The sequence below is a fragment of the Leifsonia sp. 2MCAF36 genome, assembly GCF_052115525.1.
Classification (GTDB): domain Bacteria; phylum Actinomycetota; class Actinomycetes; order Actinomycetales; family Microbacteriaceae; genus Leifsonia.
Genome location: NZ_JBFRGV010000015.1, coordinates 57,457 through 74,897 on the forward strand (window position 1 = coordinate 57,457; position 17,441 = coordinate 74,897).

Sequence of the window (17,441 nt, forward strand, 5' to 3'; positions counted from 1 at the left end):
CGGCGGACGGGCGCTTCGTCAGCTAGCGGCGGTCGTTCTCGTGACCGTGCGAGTGGGCGTTGCCGTGGCCGTTGGTCGGGGCCGGCATCGACTGCTGCACCTGCATGAGGAACTCGACGTTGCTCGAGGTCTCCTTGAGGCGGCCGAGGACGATCTCAAGGGCCTGCTGCTGGTCGAGCCCGGCGAGAGCGCGGCGCAGCTTCCAGGTGATCTTGACCTCGTCCTGGCCCATCAGCAGCTCTTCGCGACGGGTGCCGGAGGCGTTGACGTCGACGGCCGGGAAGATGCGCTTGTCGGCCAGCTGGCGCGACAGGCGGAGCTCCATGTTGCCGGTGCCCTTGAACTCCTCGAAGATGACCTCGTCCATCTTGGAGCCGGTCTCGACGAGTGCCGACGCCAGGATGGTGAGCGAGCCGCCGTGCTCGATGTTGCGAGCGGCGCCGAAGAACCGCTTCGGCGGGTACAGCGCGGACGCGTCCACGCCGCCGGAGAGGATACGACCGGACGCGGGAGCGGTCAGGTTGTACGCACGGCCCAGGCGGGTGATGGAGTCGAGCAGCACGACCACGTCGTGCCCCAGCTCCACGAGACGCTTGGCGCGCTCGATGGCGAGCTCGGCGACCGTGGTGTGGTCCTCGGCGGGGCGGTCGAAGGTCGAGGCGATGACCTCGCCCTTCACCGTGCGCTGCATGTCGGTGACCTCTTCCGGACGCTCGTCCACGAGCACCACCATGAGGTGGACCTCAGGATTGTTCGCGGTGATCGCATTGGCGATCTGCTGCATCACGATGGTCTTACCGGCCTTGGGCGGTGCGACGATCAGGCCGCGCTGGCCCTTGCCGATCGGGGCGACCAGGTCGATGATGCGCTGGGTCACCTTCGACGGCTCGGTCTCGAGGCGCAGGCGCTCCTGCGGGTAGAGCGGCGTCAGCTTGCCGAACTCGACGCGCGCAGCAGCCTCCTCCGGAGTCTGGCCGTTGACCGAGTCGACCTTCACCAGCGCGTTGTACTTCTGGCGGGTGTTGTTCTCGTTGTCGCGCGGCTGGCGGATGGCGCCGACCACGGCGTCGCCCTTGCGCAGGCTGTACTTCTTCACCTGGCCGAGCGAGACGTAGACGTCGCTGGCGCCCGGGAGGTAGCCGGTGGTGCGGACGAACGCGTAGTTGTCGAGCACGTCCAGGATGCCGGCGACCGGGATGAGGACGTCGTCATCGGTCAGCTCCGGCTCGAACTCGTCGCCCGGCGCCGTGCCACGGCGCTTGCGGTTGCGGTCGCGGTAGCGGCCGCCGCGCTCGCCGTCGAGCAGCTGCTCGTTCTGGGCGCCCTGGCCGCGGTTCTGCTGACCGCCCTGCTGGCCGCCGCCCTGCTGGAGATCCTTGGGCTGCTGACCCTGGCTCTGGCCCTGGCCCTGCTGAGACTGGCCCTGCTGACCTTGGCCCTGCTGGCCCTGCTCGTTCTGGGTGTTGTTCTTGTTCCGGTTGCGGTTGCGGCGGTTGCGGCTGCCGCCCTGCTGCTCGTTCTGGGCGGAGTCGCCTTGCTCGCCCTGCTGGCTCTCGTCCTGGCGTGCGGCGTCGGCCTGGTCGACCGAGGTCTGGTCGCCGCCCTGCTGCTCGCTGCGGCCCTGGTCGTTACGGTTCTGGCCGTCACGGTTCTGGCCGTCACGGTTCTGGCTGTCGCGGTTCTGCTCGGCTGCGCCCTGCTGGCCGTTCTGCTGCGCGTCCTGGTCGCCGTTCTGACCGCGGCCGCGGCGACGGCGTCCGCCGGTGCCCTGACCTTGCTCGCCGCCGTTCTGCTGGCCGCGTGCCTGCTCGCGGGAGGCGAGCGCTGAGTCGAGGAGCGCATCCACGTCGGGGATGAGCGAGTCGACGCCGGTCGCGCCGGAGTTGACGTGCGATCCGGCGGCGACGCCGGTGCTGCCATCGACGGCGGTTGCGGCGTCCTGGGTGGCGATCTGGGTGCCGTCGGGGCTGGTGGCGCGGCGCGGGCCGCGGCGGCGCGGCTCGCGGACGGCATCCGCCTGCGGCAGAACCGGGTCGCCCACGGTGGGCTCGACGCGCTCGGCGCCGGCCGGCTCAGCGATGAGCGGCTCGGCGATCAGCGGCTCGGTCAGCACCTGCGAGGCCGCGGCGGGCTCGGCGGCGGCCGGCTCGACCGCCTCAGCGGCGTCGGCCGGAGCGCCCGCCGCACGCGCGGCGGCGATCGCCTCGACCAGCTCGCCCTTGCGGAGCCGGGTCGCGCCCGGGAGTCCGAGCTGGGCGGCGAGAGCTTGCAGCTCTGCCACCTTGAGCGTGGTCAGGTCGGTTGTGTCCACGCCCCCGGCGTGGAGTTCGACATCAGTCACGGAAGAGGATCCTTTCCCCCGGCGCGCCTTACGCGCCGTCTGTGAAGCTTCGTCACATGAACTGCCGGTACGTGCTGCGTTCTGATTCGCGCGACGTCGCCGCCCCGATTCCCCGCGAAGGGAGACCCGGGAGGGCAGGCAGGAGTGACGGCATGATTGCTAAGAGATCACCCGGAAGCTGGATTCGCTCGTGACGCGGGTTCTTCACGGGTGCACTGCAGTTTATCACCTCGGAGAGATGACGCAGGACGTCAGGCCGCCGGTGTGTCCGACAGTGCCGCATCTTTCCTGGTCACGGTCGCACCCTTGAAGTCGACGGCCAGCATGAGCGGCTGCCAGCGGGTCTGCGCCGACTCCTCCACGAGCTTCGCTGCGGCGAGCCGCTGGCTCGGGTCGCTGCCGAGCACCAGGATCGAGGGCCCGGCGCCCGAGACGACGGCCGCGAAGCCGTTCTCGCGCAGCAGGGTGATCAGGCGGTCGGTCTCCGGCATGGCGGACGCCCGGTAGCTCTGGTGGAGCTTGTCCTCGGTTGCCGCGTGGAGGAGCTCGGGGCTCTGGATGAGAGCGGCGACGAGCAGAGCGGAGCGGGAGACGTTGAACACGGCGTCCTCGTGCGGCACCGACTCCGGCTGCAGACTACGAGCCAGAGCGGTGGACATGACGTGCTCGGGCACGAGGACCAGCGGCGAGACGCCGCGGTGCACGATGAGTTTCTTGAAGCGAGGGCCGTCCGGAGTGACCCAGGCGATCGTGAGTCCGCCGAACAGGGCGGGCGCGACGTTGTCGGGGTGCCCCTCCATGTCGTTCGCCAGCGCGAGCAGCTGCTGCGCGTCGAGGTCGACCACACCCTCCAGCAGACCCTTCGCCGCCATGATGCCGGAGACGATCGCAGCGCCGGAGGAGCCCATCCCGCGGCCGTGCGGGATGCTGTTGCGCGCGCGCAGGTGCAGTCCCGGCAGCGGGACACCGGCCGCCTCGAAGGTGTGCGCGATGGCACGGACCACGAGGTTGCTCTCGTCGGTCGGCACCTCGCCCTCGCCCACGCCGACCACGTCGACGGTGGCGCCCGGCTGGTCGCTGACGGACACCTCGAGCTCGTCGTACAGCGCGAGCGCGAGACCGAGCGTGTCGAATCCGGGTCCGAGGTTCGCGCTCGTCGCGGGAACCTTGACGACGACCGTGCGGCCGCTCAGGTCGGCCGAGGTCACGCGGTCGCCTCGGCGGCGGAGGTCGCGCTTCCGGCGACCAGGCCGAGCACGTCGGCGATGGCCGACGTGTCCACCGGCACGACGGTCGGCTGCACGTCGGAACCGTCGGCCGTGCGGAGCGCCCACTGCGGGTCCTTCAGGCCGTGGCCGGTCACCGTCAGCACGACCGTCGCGCCGGCCGGGATGACACCGGCGGCGGAACGCTCCAGGAGGCCGGCGACACTGATCGCGGACGCGGGCTCGACGAAGATGCCGACCTCGGCCGACAGGATGCGGTGCGCCTCCAGGATCTTGGCGTCGTCGATCGCGCCGAAGTAGCCCTCGCTGTCGTCGCGCGCGTTGAGCGCGAGCTCCCACGAGGCCGGGTTCCCGATGCGGATCGCGGTGGCGATCGTGTCGGGCTCGGTGACCGGGTGGCCGAGCACGATCGGCGCGCTTCCTGCGGCCTGGAAGCCGAACATGCGCGGAAGCTTCGTGGTCTCGCCGCGCTGCAGCTCCTCGGTGTAGCCGCGGTGGTATGCGGTGTAGTTGCCGGCGTTGCCGACCGGCACGATGTGGAAGTCAGGGGCGTCGCCGAGCGCCTCCACGACCTCGAAGGCCGCGGTCTTCTGGCCCTCGATGCGGTCGGGGTTGACCGAGTTCACCAGGTGCACCGGGTAGTTGGTGGCGAGCTCGCGCGCGATGTCGAGGCAGTCGTCGAAGTTGCCCTGCACCTGAAGCAGCTGCGCGTTGTGCGCGATCGCCTGACTGAGCTTGCCCATCGCGATCTTGCCCTCCGGCACGAGCACGACCGCCTGGATGCCCGCGTGCGTCGCGTAGGCCGCAGCAGACGCCGACGTGTTGCCGGTGGAGGCGCAGATGACCGCCTTCGCACCGTGCTCGACGGCTTTGGAGATCGCCATCGTCATGCCGCGGTCCTTGAACGACCCGGTCGGGTTCATGCCCTCGAACTTCACCCAGACGTCCGCGCCCGTGCGGGCGGAGAGCGCCGGAGCCGGGATGAGCGGCGTGCCGCCCTCTCCGAGCGTGACGATCGGAGTGGCGTCCGAGATGTTCAGGCGGTCCGCGTACTCGCGCAGGACACCTCGCCACTGACGACTGTAGGCCTTCGGCTGGGGCATTACGATCCTTCGACTCGGAGAACGGAAGAGATGGCGATCACGACGTCACTCGCCGCGAGAGCCTCCACGGTGGCCGCGAGTGCGGCCTCCTCGGCTTCGTGGGTGCCGATCACCAGGGTAGCGGTGGGTGTCGCGCGGCCGTGAATCGAGCCTCCCGCCTCGAGCGCTGCGTTACCCGCGATGACGACAGGACCGGTGTGGCTGGGGACCGACTGCTGCACCGTCTCGACGCTGACGCCGCCGTCGCTGAGGATGCGCGCGACCGCCGCGAGCACGCCCGGCTGGTCCTCCACATCCAACGTGATCTGGTAGCGCGTCACGACCCGGCCGACGTCCAGCACCGGCAGGTCGGAATGCGTCGACTCGGCGACGCCCGGGCCGCCGACGACGTGACGGCGCGCAGCCGACACGACGTCGCCGAGGACGGCCGACGCGGTCTCGACACCGCCCGCACCCGCACCGTAGAACATCAGGTCGCCCGCGGCCGCGGACTGCACGAACACGGCGTTGTGGGCGCCGTGGACCGCGGCGAGCGGATGGTCGCGGCTGATCAGAGCGGGGTAGACGCGGGCCGAGACGCCCTCCTCCCCCGTCTCCGGGTCGGTCAGCCGCTCGCAGATCGCGAGCAGCTTGATGACCGCGCCGGCCTCGCGCGCCGCATCGACCTGCGCCTTGGTCACGCTCGTGATGCCCTCACGGTAGACCAGGTCCAGCGGCACCGCGGTGTGGAAGGCGAGGCTGGCGAGGATGGCGGCCTTCTGCGCTGCGTCGTAGCCGCCGATGTCGGCCGTCGGGTCGGCTTCGGCGTAGCCGCGCTCGGTGGCGGTCGCCAGGGCGGCCGGCAGGGTCTCGCCGTTCACATCCATACGGTCGAGGATGAAGTTGGTGGTGCCGTTGACGATGCCGAGGATGCGGTTGATCCGGTCGCCGGCGAGGCTGTCGCGCAGTGGACGGATGATCGGGATGGCTCCGGCGACGGCGGCCTCGTAGTAGAGCTGCGCGCCGACCTGCTCGGCCGCTTCGAACAGCTCCGGGCCGTGCGTGGCGAGCAGTGCCTTGTTGGCCGTGATGACGTCGGCGCCCGAATTCAGCGCCTCCAGCACGTAGCCGCGGGCCGGCTCGATGCCGCCCATCAGCTCGACGACGATGTCCGCACCGAGGATGAGCGAACTGGCGTCGGTCGTGAACAGTTCGCGGGGCAGGTCGACGTCGCGCGGGGCGTCGACGTCGCGGACGGCGATGCCGACCAGTTCGAGTCGTGCGCCGACGCGGGAGGCGAACTCGTCGCCCTGCTCGAGCAGGAGCCGGGCGACTTGGGATCCGACGGAGCCGGCCCCGAGCAGGGCGACACGGAGGTTGCGGTACTCGATCATGCCTGGTTGCGCTCCTTCGACGCGGTGCTGCGGATACTGGAGGTGAGGTTCGACGGGTCGTACGCGGTGTCGCGGGCGAGGAGGTCCTCGATGGTCTCGCCCCGGATGATCACGCGGGCGTCACCGTCGCGGACCGCGACGACCGGGGGGCGGCCGACGTGGTTGTAGTTGCTGGACAGCGGCCAGCAGTACGCGCCGGTCGCCGGCACAGCGAGCAGGTCGCCCGGCTCCACGTCGCCGGGGAGGTACTCGGCGTTGACGACGATGTCGCCGCTCTCGCAGTGCTTGCCCGCGACGCGCACCAGCGCGGGCGCGGCGAGCGAGCTGCGGTTCGCGAGCCGGGCCGAATAGTCGGCCTCGTACAGGGCGGGACGCGCGTTGTCGCTCATCCCGCCGTCGACGCTGACGTAGCGGCGGACGGCCGTTTCGCCGTCGTCCTGGAAGACGACGGGCACATCCTTCGTAGTGCCGACGGTGTACAGCGTGAGCCCTGCGGTTCCGATGATCGACCGACCCGGCTCGAACGCCACGACCGGAATCGGGATGTCGAGCTCCTCGCATCCCGCAGCCACTGTCTCCGCAATGCGTCGGGCGAGTTCGGCGATGGGCACGGGGTCGTCGGCGGACGTGTACGCGATCCCGAAGCCGCCGCCGAGGTTGAGCTCCGGCACGTCACCGCCGGCCAGCAGCTGCTTGTGCAGCGTGAGCAGGCGCGCGGCCGACTCTGCGAAGCCGTCCGCACCGAAGATCTGCGAGCCGATGTGACAGTGCAGGCCGCGGAACGCCAAGGATGCGTGCGAGCGGATGCGCTCCACCGCCTCGACGGCGTGCGCGAGCCCGATCCCGAACTTCTGGTCCTCGTGGGCCGTCGCGAGGAACGCGTGGGTGTGGGCGTGCACACCGCTGTTGACGCGCAACCGGACACTCTGCCGGACGCCGTGACGCTCAGCGGCCGCGGCGATCCGGTCGATCTCCTGCAGGCTGTCGACGATGATCGCCCCGATGCCGACGCCCACGGCCTGGTCGATCTCGGCGAGCGATTTGTTGTTGCCGTGGAAGCCGAGGCGCTCCGGGTCCACCCCGGCGGCGAGGGCGACGGCCAGCTCACCGCCGGTGCAGACGTCGATGAAGAGGCCGGCCGCGTCCATCCACGTTGCGATCTCGACGCTGAGGAAGGCCTTGCCCGCGTAGTAGACCTTTGCGGCGGTGCCGATGTCCGCGAAGGCGCGGTCGAAGGCCTCGCGCACCTCGGCGGCGCGCGAACGCGCGTCCTCCTCGTCGATGACGTAGAGCGGGGTGCCGAAGCGCGCGGCGAGCTGTCCGGCGGTGACGCCGCCGACGGTGAGTTCGCCGTCGGCACGGCTCGTGGTGCGGGACCACAGGCCCGGGGCGAGCGCGTTGGCATCGTCCGGGACGTGCAGCCAGGGCGGAGCGAGCGGATTCGGCGCGACTGCGACAGGCGCGGCGGAGTCGAGGTGGGCCATAGGGATCCTCACGGGTGGCGACGAGTGGGGGCCTCCTAGGCGAGCGGACCCGGATTGGCCCCTGAAGCCGGATGGAGAGAACAGCAGAAGTCTATCGAGCCGTCAGCGGGGGCTCGGTGCGTATTACGAACAGCTGCCCTTGCTGTTGAGGAACTTCTGGTCCATGACGAAGTCCGAGGCGGTCAGCGTCACCGTCGCGTGGCCCGGCGTCACGCCGATGTCCGCCACCTGCACGCCGTCCGGGAGGTACTGTGCCGCACACACCGGGAACGGCCCCTGCGAGGTGAGCGCCTGCAGCAGCCGGTTGAGGTTGACGTTGCCCGCGCCGGTCTTCAGCGACGCCTTGTCCGGCGAGAGCAGCACCTGCTTGCCTGCCGCTTTCGGGGTGGCCGTGACCGCATAGCCGACCGGAAGCCCGAGCAGGTCGATCGACCCGTCGTAGCCGATCGTCCCGTCGCCGAGGGTGATATCGCCCGTCGTGCCGGGGATCTGCACCAGTTTGTTCAGCGAATCCTGGCTGATCGACAGCGTCCCGGTCGCGTGCGAGATGGGCTTCGAGAAGTCGGCCGGAACATCCGTCGCGACCAGCTTCGCGCTCAGCGGCGCGCCCTTCGCGACGACGTTGGGCGCGGTGAGCTCCACCGACTGGAAGGTCCCGGAGAGGTACTGCTGAAGGACCGAGAAGCCGCCGATGTGCGTGGAAACCTGTCCTTGGATGTCGGAGGGCAGGTTCTTCTCGATCTCGTCGGACACCCGCTGCTCGGCGTAGGCGCGCGCTGCGGAGTCGACCACCACGAGCAGCACCACGATGGCCACCACCGGGATGCCGATCCAGAGCAGGAGGCGCAGCCAGCGCGGTCGGGGGCGCCGCGCGGGTGCCGGGGGTGCGGGGAGCACCTGCGTCGTGTTGTCGCTCATCCGTTCGTCGCCTCCTACATGCGGTCGGGAGCCGAGACCCCCAGCAGCCCGAGTCCGTTGCGGATGACCTGGCCGGTGGCGTCGTTCAGCCAGAGCCGGGTGCGGTGCAGGTCGGTCACGGGCTCGTCACCGTGCGGGAGGACGCGGGTGGAACCATCCCTCACGGCGTACCACGCGTGGTACAGGCCCGCCAGCTCCTCGGTGTAGCGCGCGACGCGGTGCGGCTCGCGCAGCTCCGCCGCGAGGGCGACGATCCTCGGGAACTCCTGCAGGCCGCCCAGGAGTGCCGACTCCGTCTCGTGCGTCAGCAGCTCGGGCGCGAAGACGCTACGGTCGACGCCGGCCTTCTCGGCGTTGGCGCCGACGGAGCGGGTGCGGGCGTGCGCGTACTGCACGTAGTAGACCGGGTTCTCGTTGCTGCGCTTGGTGAGCAGGTCGAGGTCGATATCGAGCTGCGAGTCGGTCGACGAGCGCACCAGGGCATAGCGGGCAGCGTCGACGCCCACCGCATCCACCAGGTCGTCGAGGGTCACGATGGTTCCGGCCCGCTTGGACATCCGAACGGGCTCGCCGTCCTTCAGCAGGTTCACGAGCTGGCCGATCAGGATCTGCAGGTTCACATTGGGGACGTCGCCGAACGCCTCCACCATCGCCATCATCCGGCCGATGTAGCCGTGGTGGTCGGCGCCCAGCATGATGATGTTCTGCTCGAAGCCGCGCTCGCGCTTGTCGAGGTAGTAGCCCAGGTCGCCGGAGATGTAGGCGGGCTCACCGTTGGAGCGGATGACCACACGGTCGCGGTCATCGCCGAAGCTCGTGGTGCGCAACCAGATCGCGCCGTCCGCCTCGAAGATGTGGCCCTGCTCGCGCAGGCGCTCGATGGCGCGCTCCACGGCGCCGGACTCGTGCAGCGAGTCCTCGTGGAAATAGACGTCGAAGTCGACGCCGAACGAATGCAGGCGGTGCTTGATCTCCTCGAACATCAGCTGCGTTCCGATGGAACGGAAGACTTCCTGCTGCTGCTCGCGGGGCAGCTGGGCGAGGTCGGTGCCCTGCGAGGAGGCCTCGGCGACCACGCGGTCGGCGATCTCGCCGATGTAGGCGCCGCCGTAGCCGTCCTCCGGGGTCGGCTCGCCCAGGTAGGCGGCGAGGAGGCTGCGCGCGAACCGGTCGATCTGCGAGCCGTGGTCGTTGAAGTAGTACTCGCGGGTCACATCCGCGCCTTCGGCCTGCAGGATGCGCGCGAGGCTGTCGCCGACGGCCGCCCAGCGCGCGCCGCCGATGTGCACGGGGCCGGTCGGGTTCGCCGAGACGAACTCCAGGTTGACGCGGAGGCCGTCGTCCACATGGCCGCGACCGTAAGCGTCGCCCGCCTCGATGATCGTCTGCGCAAGCCGGCCGGCCGCGGCGGCCTCCAGCCGGAAGTTGATGAAGCCCGGTCCGGCGACCTCGGCGGAGGCGACGCCGTCGATGCCGGCCGAGGCGGTCGCGACCTGCTCGGCGAGCTCGCGCGGGTTCGCTCCCACCTTCTTGGCGAGCCGCATGGCGACGTTGGACGCCCAGTCGCCGTGGTCGCGGTTCTTGGGCCGCTCCAGCGGCACATCGTCGACCGTGAGGGTCAGCTCCGGGATGTCGGCACCCGCCTCGCGTCGCTGCTCGACCACCGTCGTCACGATGTCGAGGAGGGCGGCGGAGAGGTCAGCGGGAGTCATGAGCAACGATTCTACCGGGCGGGACCGACCACCTCAGATGGCGGTGCGGGCTGACAGTCACGACCCGCCTCCAATTGATAGGGTCATCGCGACGCGCGCTCCCGCACAGCGCGCGCCGAGCAGAGAGACGAGTCGCCAGATGACCACCACCACCCGCCGCTTCGCCCTTCTCGCTGCCGCGACGGTAGCGGGCCTCGCCGTCGCCGTGGCCCTCGCCGGCTGCACACCGTCGGCGTCTCCGGCCCCCTCCGCGAGCCGGACCGCAAACGGGAACGGGAGCGCCGGCGGCGCGGCCGCGACCTCCACTCCGAAGGCCTCGCTGCCCGTGGTCACCCCGACCGCCCCGACGACGCCTGTCAGCCTGACCTGCCCGCAGGTCGTGACGGCCGACCAGCTGTACGCGTACAACCCGAACTACGGCATCGACCCGAACTACACCCCCAAGAGCGGCTCGCTCGAGAAGAAGATCGCCGACTGGCGGGGCGCTACCTGCGGCTGGCTGAACCAGACCAGCAAGGATGTCATCCAGATCGCCGTCGCCAAGCCGCCGGTGGATGTGATGGAGAGCCTCAAGAACGCGGCGATCACCGACTCCCAGCCGGTACCGACCTACGGTGTTCCGCCGCAGGTCGAGGGGTACTTCAAGCCGGGCGCAGCCGGTCAGGTGCAGATCTTCCGTGGACCCTACTGGATCGTCGCGGAGTCGAGCGCGTTCTTCGAGCCGGGCGACGCCGCGCCGCTGATGGCGAGCGTGCTGGGGAACGTCCCGGCCTCCTGACCCGTCGCCCGCGGTGTCCTCTGCCGCTGCGCGGGGATGCTAGCCTGGTTGGGCACCCTGGCCCCCATAGCTCAGGGGATAGAGCGTCTGCCTCCGGAGCAGAAGGCCGTAGGTTCAAATCCTACTGGGGGCACCGATTTCTTCATCCGAGGGCCGCATGGACTGTTCGTACTTCGATGCCGGCGTCTGCCGCTCCTGCACGCTGATGGGCGTGCCGTACGCGGAGCAGCTGGAAGGCAAGCAGCGCCTCGCCCGTGAGCTGCTCGCCCCGTTCGGCGACGCCGAATGGCTTCCCCCGGTGGCGAGCGCCGAGGCGGGCTACCGCAACAAGGCCAAGATGGTCGTGGGCGGCACGGTCGACTCGCCGACGATCGGCATCCTCGACGAGGCGGGCCGCGGTGTGGATCTGCGCGAGTGCGGCATCTGCGCACCCGGCATCCGGGCGGCGCTTCCGGTGCTGGCGCGGTTCGTCACGCGGCAACGGATCGAGCCGTACGACGTTCCCGGGCGCCGCGGCGAGCTGAAGTTCGTGCTGGTGACGGAGTCCCCCGACGGGGAGCTGATGGTGCGGTTCGTGGGGCGGTCCGAGCAGACCGTCGCGCGGGTCCGCTCAGGCCTGAGCGAGCTGCTGGCCGAGCTGCCGAACGCACGCGTGGTGACCGTCAACCTCCAGCCGGAGCACAAGGCCGTCGTGGAGGGCGACACGGATGTGGTGCTCACCCGGGAGTCCGCGCTGCCGATGCGGATGGGGCGAGTGGCTCTGAGACTGCGACCGCAGAGCTTTTTCCAGACGAACACGGCCGTCGCGGCCGAGCTGTACGGCCAGGTGTCGTCGTGGGTGGACGAGATCGCCCCCGCCTCGGTGTGGGACCTGTATTGCGGCGTCGGCGGGTTCGCGTTGCACGTTGCGGCGCCGGGACGCCGCGTGGTCGGCGTGGAGACCAGCCGGGAGGCGGTCCGCAGCGCCCGGGCGAGTGCCTCCGCCGCCGGGCTCCCCCAGGTCGCGTTCCGCGCCGGCGACGCCACCGCCTTCGCCCTGGCGGCCGCCAATGCCCCCGAACTCGTCGTCGTCAATCCACCGCGCCGCGGGATCGGCGCGGACCTCTCCGGCTGGCTGGAGGGTTCGGGCGTGCCGAGCGTCGTTTACTCCAGCTGCAACCCGAAGAGCCTCGCACACGACCTGGCCCGGATGCCGTCGTACCGCATCCGGGCCGGCCGCGTTCTCGACATGTTCCCGCAGACCGGCCACATGGAGGTGGCTGTCCTCCTCGAGCGTCGCTGACGGACGCCGTCGATCAGCTCGCGGCGGCCTCGCGCTTGGGGAGCTTCCAGCCCGGACGCACGAAGTGGCAGGTGTACCCCCACGGAATGCGCTCCAGGTAGTCCTGGTGCTCGGGCTCGGCCTCCCAGAACGGACCGGCGGGACTCACCTCGGTGACCACCTTGCCCGGCCAGAGACCGGAGGCGTCCACGTCGGCGATGGTGTCCTCTGCGACGCGGCGCTGCTCGTCGTCCTCGTAGAAGATCGCGGAACGGTAGCTGGTACCCACGTCGTTGCCCTGACGGTTCTTGGTCGACGGGTCGTGGATCTGGAAGAAGAACTCGAGCAGGTCGCGGTAGCTGGTGCGCTCCGGGTCGTACTCGATCTCGATCGCCTCGGCGTGCCCGCCGTGGTTGCGGTAGGTCGCATTGGGGACGTCGCCGCCGGTGTAGCCCACGCGCGTGTTCGTCACGCCCGGAAGCTTGCGGATGAGGTCCTGCATGCCCCAGAAACAGCCTCCAGCGAGGATGGCCTTCTGTGTCATTGTCGTCTCCTAGGTTCTCGTTACTTCTGGAAAAGGTGGGCGTACTGGCCGTAACCGGCCTCATCCAGCTCGGCGAGCGGGACGAAGCGGAGGGCGGCGGAGTTGATGCAGTAGCGCAGGCCGCCTGCCTCGGCCGGACCGTCATCGAACAGGTGGCCCAGGTGGCTGTCGCCGTGGGCGGAACGGACCTCGGTACGGATCATCCCGTACGTGCTGTCGGTCTTCTGCACGATGTTGCCGGGCTCGACCGGGACGGTGAAGCTCGGCCATCCCGAGCGGCTGTCGTACTTGTTGACGGACGCGAAGAGCGGCTCCCCCGACACGATGTCGACGTAGAGGCCCTCGTCGTGGTTGTCCCAGTACCGGTTCCGGAATGCCGGCTCGGTGGCGGCCTCCTGCGTCACCGCGTACTGCTGCGGCGTGAGCCGGCCGACGGCCGTTGGATCCTTGCGGTAGTCCTGTGTCACGTTTTCCTCCTCATGCGGCGCGCTGGCTGCTGCGCCGTCAGTAGATGGAACACGCGACCCCGCCCGGTTGGTCCCGACATTCCTGTGAGTTCGCCCAGTGCGCCAGGACGCTTCGGATCCGGCTCAGAACACCCGGCCAGTCGTCGCGTACGTGCACTGCCGAGAGTCTGAGCCTGGCCAACCCCGCGGCCGCGAGCGCCGCATCCCGCGCCCGGTCGCGCTCGAAGGCCTCGCGGTCGCTGTGGAACGCGAAGCCGTCGATCTCCAGGTACAACACCCCATCGACCCGCAGGTCGACGCGTCCGACACCGGCCACGTGGACCTGCTGCTCGACGAGATGACCGCACGCCTGCAGTCGCTGCCGGACAATCGATTCGACGCCGGACTCCGACCCGGGCCGGGCCAGGAGTGCGCGCGCTCGCGCTTCCGCTGGTTGGCGTCCGAGGGTCCTCCGCAGCGCTATCGGATTGGTCAGACCGGCCGTGATGGCCGTATCGAACACGGCGACAGCGGTCTCCTCATCCGCACACTGCGCCACCGTGCGCAAGCAGTCAGCGAGGGTGACCCTCCACACTTCCTCCCCCGGCTCGGTCGGCAGCCAATGCCGAACGTGTTCACCGGGCGGCCCGGCCCGGCCGTGCGGCAGGTACTGCAGATGCAGCCTCGTATCGCTCCCCGACCAGAGGCCGTAGCTGCGAGCCGCGGACACGCAGGAGAGGCGGCCCCGCGCTGTGACCGCCGCGACCGCCACGGCCTGCGCGGAAGGCAGTGCGTAGACGCCCCGGCGGATCCGCCACAGGAGGCCGCCGCGAATAGCGGTCGTCAGTTCTTCGGCGGAGGCGCCGGCCGCCCGCAGTTGGTGCGCGGATGCTATTCCGCCGAGCCGCTGGAGCATTGGTTCATCGATCATGGCAAAAGCCTCGCAGCGTGGGAGCGGCGAGGCGCGGGGCACACGAAATCTGTGGAAAGGGGGCTCGGCGACGGCCCGGGTGCAACGTCGGAGATTGGTCGTGAAATCTCCGACCGACCGCGGTGAGGCGGAGATTCGAGGGCAAAACGCGACGAATCTCCGACGGAAGCCGCCGGATCTCCGACGGAAGCGGAGGGAGGCGTCCGCCGGCCGGCCTACGGCCGCGCCTCGTGACCCGGTTCGCCCTGCGTCCGCCGTGCCTCCTTCAGTTCCGCCTCGAAGAGGTGGCGGCGGCCGCCGGCCAGCCGGTCGCGTGCCTCACGCTCCAGCTCGCGGAAGAGGGCGTAGTAGCCGTCGTCGTAGTCCTCGACGATCTGGAACGTCCAGCGCCCGCCGATCACGTTCCGCCCGACGAGCTCGCGCTCGATCCGGTCCGCGAGCTCGGCGTGGCCTGCGTCGCGGAGCTTCGTCACCGCCTCACCGAGGGTGAAGTCGGCCGTGCCCGTGAGGCGGTGGAAGCCGTACAGCAGCCCGCGGGCATGCTCCACCACCTCGAGCGCCTCGGAGAGCGACCCGAGCGCATCCACCGTTGCATCGTCCAGGCCCTCCGGCCGGGTGTGGGCACCATCGGGGCCTGCGGCGTCCCCGGCGTCCTCGGCATCCCCCGCGTCCCCGGCGTCTGCGGTATCCCCGGCGTCCTCGGGCGCGTCCACCTCGGTTCCCTGCCTGGCGGCCGTGCGGTCGGTCATCTGTTCTCCTTCGCTGTCGGTGGGATGTCGTCGGGGTCGATCGCGACCGGGTCGCCGTCCGGTTCGCGGATGACGGGAATGGCGTCGGTGAACTGCTGCGCCCGCTGCTCCCCCTCCGGTGAGCCGCTGAACAGCCGCCCCTCGTCCTCGCTTCGCGCACGCGGCGGACGCGGGAGCGATTCGGTCGGCTGCACCAACTCGACGCGCTGCCGCGGGAGCGACGCGGGCGAGTAGCGCTGCATCCAGTCGATCAGCCGCTCCCGCACCAGGCACCGGAGGTCGAACAGCGTCGGCGCGTCCCTCGCGGTGACCAGCACCCGGACGCGGACCCAGCCGCCTACCGCGTCGGTGACCTGCAGCACGCCCGTGCGCCGATCCCACAGGTCGGTTTCGGCGAGCACACGGTTCAGTTCGGCGCGCATCCCACCGGTGGAGACGCGCCAGTCGAGGTCGAACTCCACGGAACCGAGAAGCTCGCTGTGCTGACGCGTCCAGTTCTCGAAGGCCTTGGTGGTGAAGTACGTCGACGGCAGGACGAGCCGGCGGTCGTCCCAGACGTGGAGCACGACGTAGGTGAGGGTGATCTCCTCGATCGTGCCCCACTGCTCCTCGACGACCACCACGTCGTCGATGCGGATGGCGTCCGAGAAGGCCAGCTGGATGCCGGCGAACAGGTTCGCGAGGCTCGACTGCGCGGCGACACCGGCGATGATCCCGACCACGCCCGCGGAGGCGAGGAGGCTCGCGCCGGCCGCCTGGAGCGCCGGGAAGGTCAGCAGGATGGCGCCCAGCCCGATGACCACGGCCGCCACGACCGTGAGGCGGCGCAGGATGAGCACTTGCGTGCGCACGCGGCGGGCGTAACGGTTGTCCGGCACGTCCAGCCGGTAGCGGTCCAACCCCAGGTCCTCGACGAACACCACGAGCGCCGCGCCGAGCCAGACGCCGGTGGCGATGGCGAGGATCAGGAAGGTGTGCCGGATGTTGTCCCGCACGGGGCCCCCGACTTCCGGAGGCAGGGTGAGGGCCACCGCGATCCACAGCACGATGACGAGCAGGAACAGCCGGAACGGCACCCGCGAGCGCCGGATCAGGAGGGCCGGCCACTGTCGGCGCCGACCGATGAGGCGCAGGATCAGCGCGAGGATCGCCGTGACGGCGACCGCGACCACGACGGCCACCAGGCAGGCCACGGCCAGCGCGGGCCAGCTGTGCAACGGGAACACGGGTGGGCGATCTCCTCCGGTCGGTTTCGCGAGGGAGTGTACGCGCACGTGAGTCGTATAGCCCCTCCCGGTGTCGCGGGCACCGCATCCCGGGACTAGCGTGTCCCTTCGGACGAACGTCCCGATCGGGAAGCATGAAGGAGCAGCGAATGGCGGCAACACGGACACTCTTCATCGGCGGGACCGGCGTCATCAGCTCGGCGTGCGTGGTGGAGGCTCTCGAGCAGGGCCACGAGGTCACGGTCGTGAATCGCGGGAACAGTTCGCTGCGGCCGCTGCCGGACGGCGTGGAGGTGCTGCACGCCGACATCCGCGAACCGGAGAGCGTGCACCGTGTGCTCGGCGAGCGCAGTTTCGACGTCGCGGCAGAGTTCCTGGCGTTCACCCCCGAACACGTCCGCACTGACTTCGACCTGTTCGAGGGACGCGTCGGCCAGTTCGTCTTCATCAGTTCCGCCTCGGCCTACCAGAAGCCGCCGTCGCGCGTCCCGGTCACCGAGTCGACCGCGCTGCGGAACCCGTTCTGGCAGTACTCGCGCGACAAGATCGCCTGCGAGGACCTGCTGGTGGAGGCGTACCGCGACCGCGGCTTCCCGGCGACGATCGTCCGCCCATCCCACACCTACGACCGCACCTTGATTCCGACCACGGGGGCGTGGACCGACCTGGCCAGGATGCGCCGCGGGGCGCCTGTCGTCGTGCACGGCGACGGGACGAGCCGCTGGACGATCACCCACAACACCGACTTCGCCGTCGCCTTCGTCGGCCTGCTCGGGCTCCCGGAGGCGGTGGGCGACAGCTTCCACATCACGGGCGACGAGGCCCCGACCTGGAACCAGATCTACTGCGACCTCGCCGAGGCGCTCGGCGTCGAGGCCGAGCTGGTGCACGTCGCGAGCGAGTCGATCGCGGCGGTGGTGCCCGAGGTGGGCCCCGGCCTCCTCGGCGACAAGGCGCACTCGATGCACTTCGACAACAGCAAGGTCAAGGCGCTCGTGCCCCGCTTCCGGGCGCGGGTGCCGTTCGCGCGCGGCGCCGGCGAGATCGTGGAGTGGCACCTCGCCGACTCTTCGCGCCAGAAGGTCGACCCGGACCTGGATGCCGCGTTCGACCGTCTGGTCGACCACGCCCGCGCGTTCGCCTAAGCGCCCGCGCGGGCGCCCGCCCGTGCTCGAGTCGCGACTAGTTGCTCCATTCCGCGCGGCGGTTTCAGGCGGTGAGTGCAACACCGCGTAGGTACTCGTCGAGTTTCTCCGCTGGGGTGTGGAAGTTCAAGGTCTGCCGGGGTCGGATGTTGAGCAACCGTTGGGTTTCGGCGAGGTCGGTGTCGGTGATCGTGTTGAAGTTGG

General features: G+C 70.1%; 15 protein-coding genes, 1 tRNA gene and 1 pseudogene. 4 read left to right on the forward strand and 13 right to left on the reverse strand.

Annotation, left to right across the window (positions count from 1 at the left end; all coding sequences use genetic code 11):
- Window positions 1–22: 22 nt before the first annotated feature.
- From rho to argS, 7 genes are all read right to left on the reverse strand, one after another.
- The gene (gene rho / locus AB4079_RS18630; RefSeq protein WP_441788825.1) at window positions 23–2,341 is read right to left on the reverse strand and encodes a transcription termination factor Rho; all 2,319 of its coding nucleotides are present in this window, start codon (window positions 2,339–2,341) and stop codon (window positions 23–25) included.
- 251 nt (window positions 2,342–2,592) lie between these two features.
- Complete coding sequence (thrB, locus tag AB4079_RS18635; RefSeq protein ID WP_441788826.1) at window positions 2,593–3,549, reverse strand: homoserine kinase; 957 nt, start codon at window positions 3,547–3,549, stop codon at window positions 2,593–2,595.
- A complete protein-coding gene (gene thrC / locus AB4079_RS18640) occupies window positions 3,546–4,670 on the reverse strand; it encodes a threonine synthase (RefSeq protein WP_441788827.1) in 1,125 nt (374 codons plus the stop codon). Before thrC ends, thrB begins: the two co-directional genes overlap by 4 nt.
- On the reverse strand, window positions 4,670–6,043 hold the full coding sequence (locus AB4079_RS18645) for a homoserine dehydrogenase (RefSeq protein WP_441788828.1): 1,374 nt from the start codon (window positions 6,041–6,043) through the stop codon (window positions 4,670–4,672). Before AB4079_RS18645 ends, thrC begins: the two co-directional genes overlap by 1 nt.
- Window positions 6,040–7,527: a diaminopimelate decarboxylase gene (gene lysA, locus AB4079_RS18650; protein ID WP_441788829.1), complete on the reverse strand. Its 1,488-nt coding sequence runs from the start codon at window positions 7,525–7,527 to the stop codon at window positions 6,040–6,042. Before lysA ends, AB4079_RS18645 begins: the two co-directional genes overlap by 4 nt.
- A 123-nt stretch (window positions 7,528–7,650) precedes the next feature.
- Window positions 7,651–8,445, reverse strand: a complete 795-nt coding sequence (locus AB4079_RS18655) for an LmeA family phospholipid-binding protein (RefSeq protein ID WP_441788830.1) — start codon at window positions 8,443–8,445, stop codon at window positions 7,651–7,653.
- 14 nt (window positions 8,446–8,459) lie between these two features.
- A complete protein-coding gene (gene argS, locus AB4079_RS18660; protein ID WP_441788831.1) occupies window positions 8,460–10,157 on the reverse strand; it encodes an arginine--tRNA ligase in 1,698 nt (565 codons plus the stop codon).
- Between the two features lie 139 nt (window positions 10,158–10,296).
- Here argS and AB4079_RS18665 point away from each other — a divergent pair, with 139 nt between their 5' ends.
- The 3 genes from AB4079_RS18665 (at window position 10,297) to rlmC (ending at window position 12,217) form a co-directional block, all read left to right on the forward strand.
- Window positions 10,297–10,935 carry an iron ABC transporter ATP-binding protein gene (locus tag AB4079_RS18665; RefSeq protein WP_441788832.1) on the forward strand — a complete coding sequence of 213 codons (639 nt, stop codon included), beginning with the start codon at window positions 10,297–10,299 and terminating at the stop codon, window positions 10,933–10,935.
- 60 nt (window positions 10,936–10,995) lie between these two features.
- Window positions 10,996–11,068: transfer RNA gene (locus AB4079_RS18670), tRNA-Arg, on the forward strand.
- A 24-nt stretch (window positions 11,069–11,092) separates the two neighbouring features.
- A complete protein-coding gene (gene rlmC, locus AB4079_RS18675) occupies window positions 11,093–12,217 on the forward strand; it encodes a 23S rRNA (uracil(747)-C(5))-methyltransferase RlmC (protein ID WP_441788833.1) in 1,125 nt (374 codons plus the stop codon).
- 13 nt (window positions 12,218–12,230) lie between these two features.
- Here the strand turns inward: rlmC and msrA are convergent, their stop codons facing one another.
- The 5 genes from msrA to AB4079_RS18700 all read right to left on the reverse strand — a co-directional run bounded on the left by msrA (window position 12,231) and on the right by AB4079_RS18700 (window position 16,092).
- The gene (msrA, locus tag AB4079_RS18680) at window positions 12,231–12,740 is read right to left on the reverse strand and encodes a peptide-methionine (S)-S-oxide reductase MsrA (protein ID WP_441788834.1); all 510 of its coding nucleotides are present in this window, start codon (window positions 12,738–12,740) and stop codon (window positions 12,231–12,233) included.
- A gap of 20 nt (window positions 12,741–12,760) precedes the next feature.
- Complete coding sequence (msrB, locus tag AB4079_RS18685; RefSeq protein ID WP_441788835.1) at window positions 12,761–13,207, reverse strand: peptide-methionine (R)-S-oxide reductase MsrB; 447 nt, start codon at window positions 13,205–13,207, stop codon at window positions 12,761–12,763.
- Window positions 13,208–13,244: 37 nt separating this feature from the next.
- A complete protein-coding gene (locus AB4079_RS18690; RefSeq protein ID WP_441788836.1) occupies window positions 13,245–14,117 on the reverse strand; it encodes a type IV toxin-antitoxin system AbiEi family antitoxin domain-containing protein in 873 nt (290 codons plus the stop codon).
- Between the two features lie 215 nt (window positions 14,118–14,332).
- Complete coding sequence (locus AB4079_RS18695) at window positions 14,333–14,866, reverse strand: hypothetical protein (protein ID WP_441788837.1); 534 nt, start codon at window positions 14,864–14,866, stop codon at window positions 14,333–14,335.
- A complete protein-coding gene (locus AB4079_RS18700; protein ID WP_441788838.1) occupies window positions 14,863–16,092 on the reverse strand; it encodes a mechanosensitive ion channel family protein in 1,230 nt (409 codons plus the stop codon). Before AB4079_RS18700 ends, AB4079_RS18695 begins: the two co-directional genes overlap by 4 nt.
- A gap of 149 nt (window positions 16,093–16,241) precedes the next feature.
- Here AB4079_RS18700 and AB4079_RS18705 point away from each other — a divergent pair, with 149 nt between their 5' ends.
- Window positions 16,242–17,237, forward strand: a complete 996-nt coding sequence (locus tag AB4079_RS18705; RefSeq protein ID WP_441788839.1) for an SDR family oxidoreductase — start codon at window positions 16,242–16,244, stop codon at window positions 17,235–17,237.
- A gap of 64 nt (window positions 17,238–17,301) precedes the next feature.
- Here AB4079_RS18705 and AB4079_RS18710 read toward each other — a convergent pair.
- A pseudogene (locus AB4079_RS18710) lies at window positions 17,302–17,441 on the reverse strand (IS30 family transposase); the annotation flags it as partial.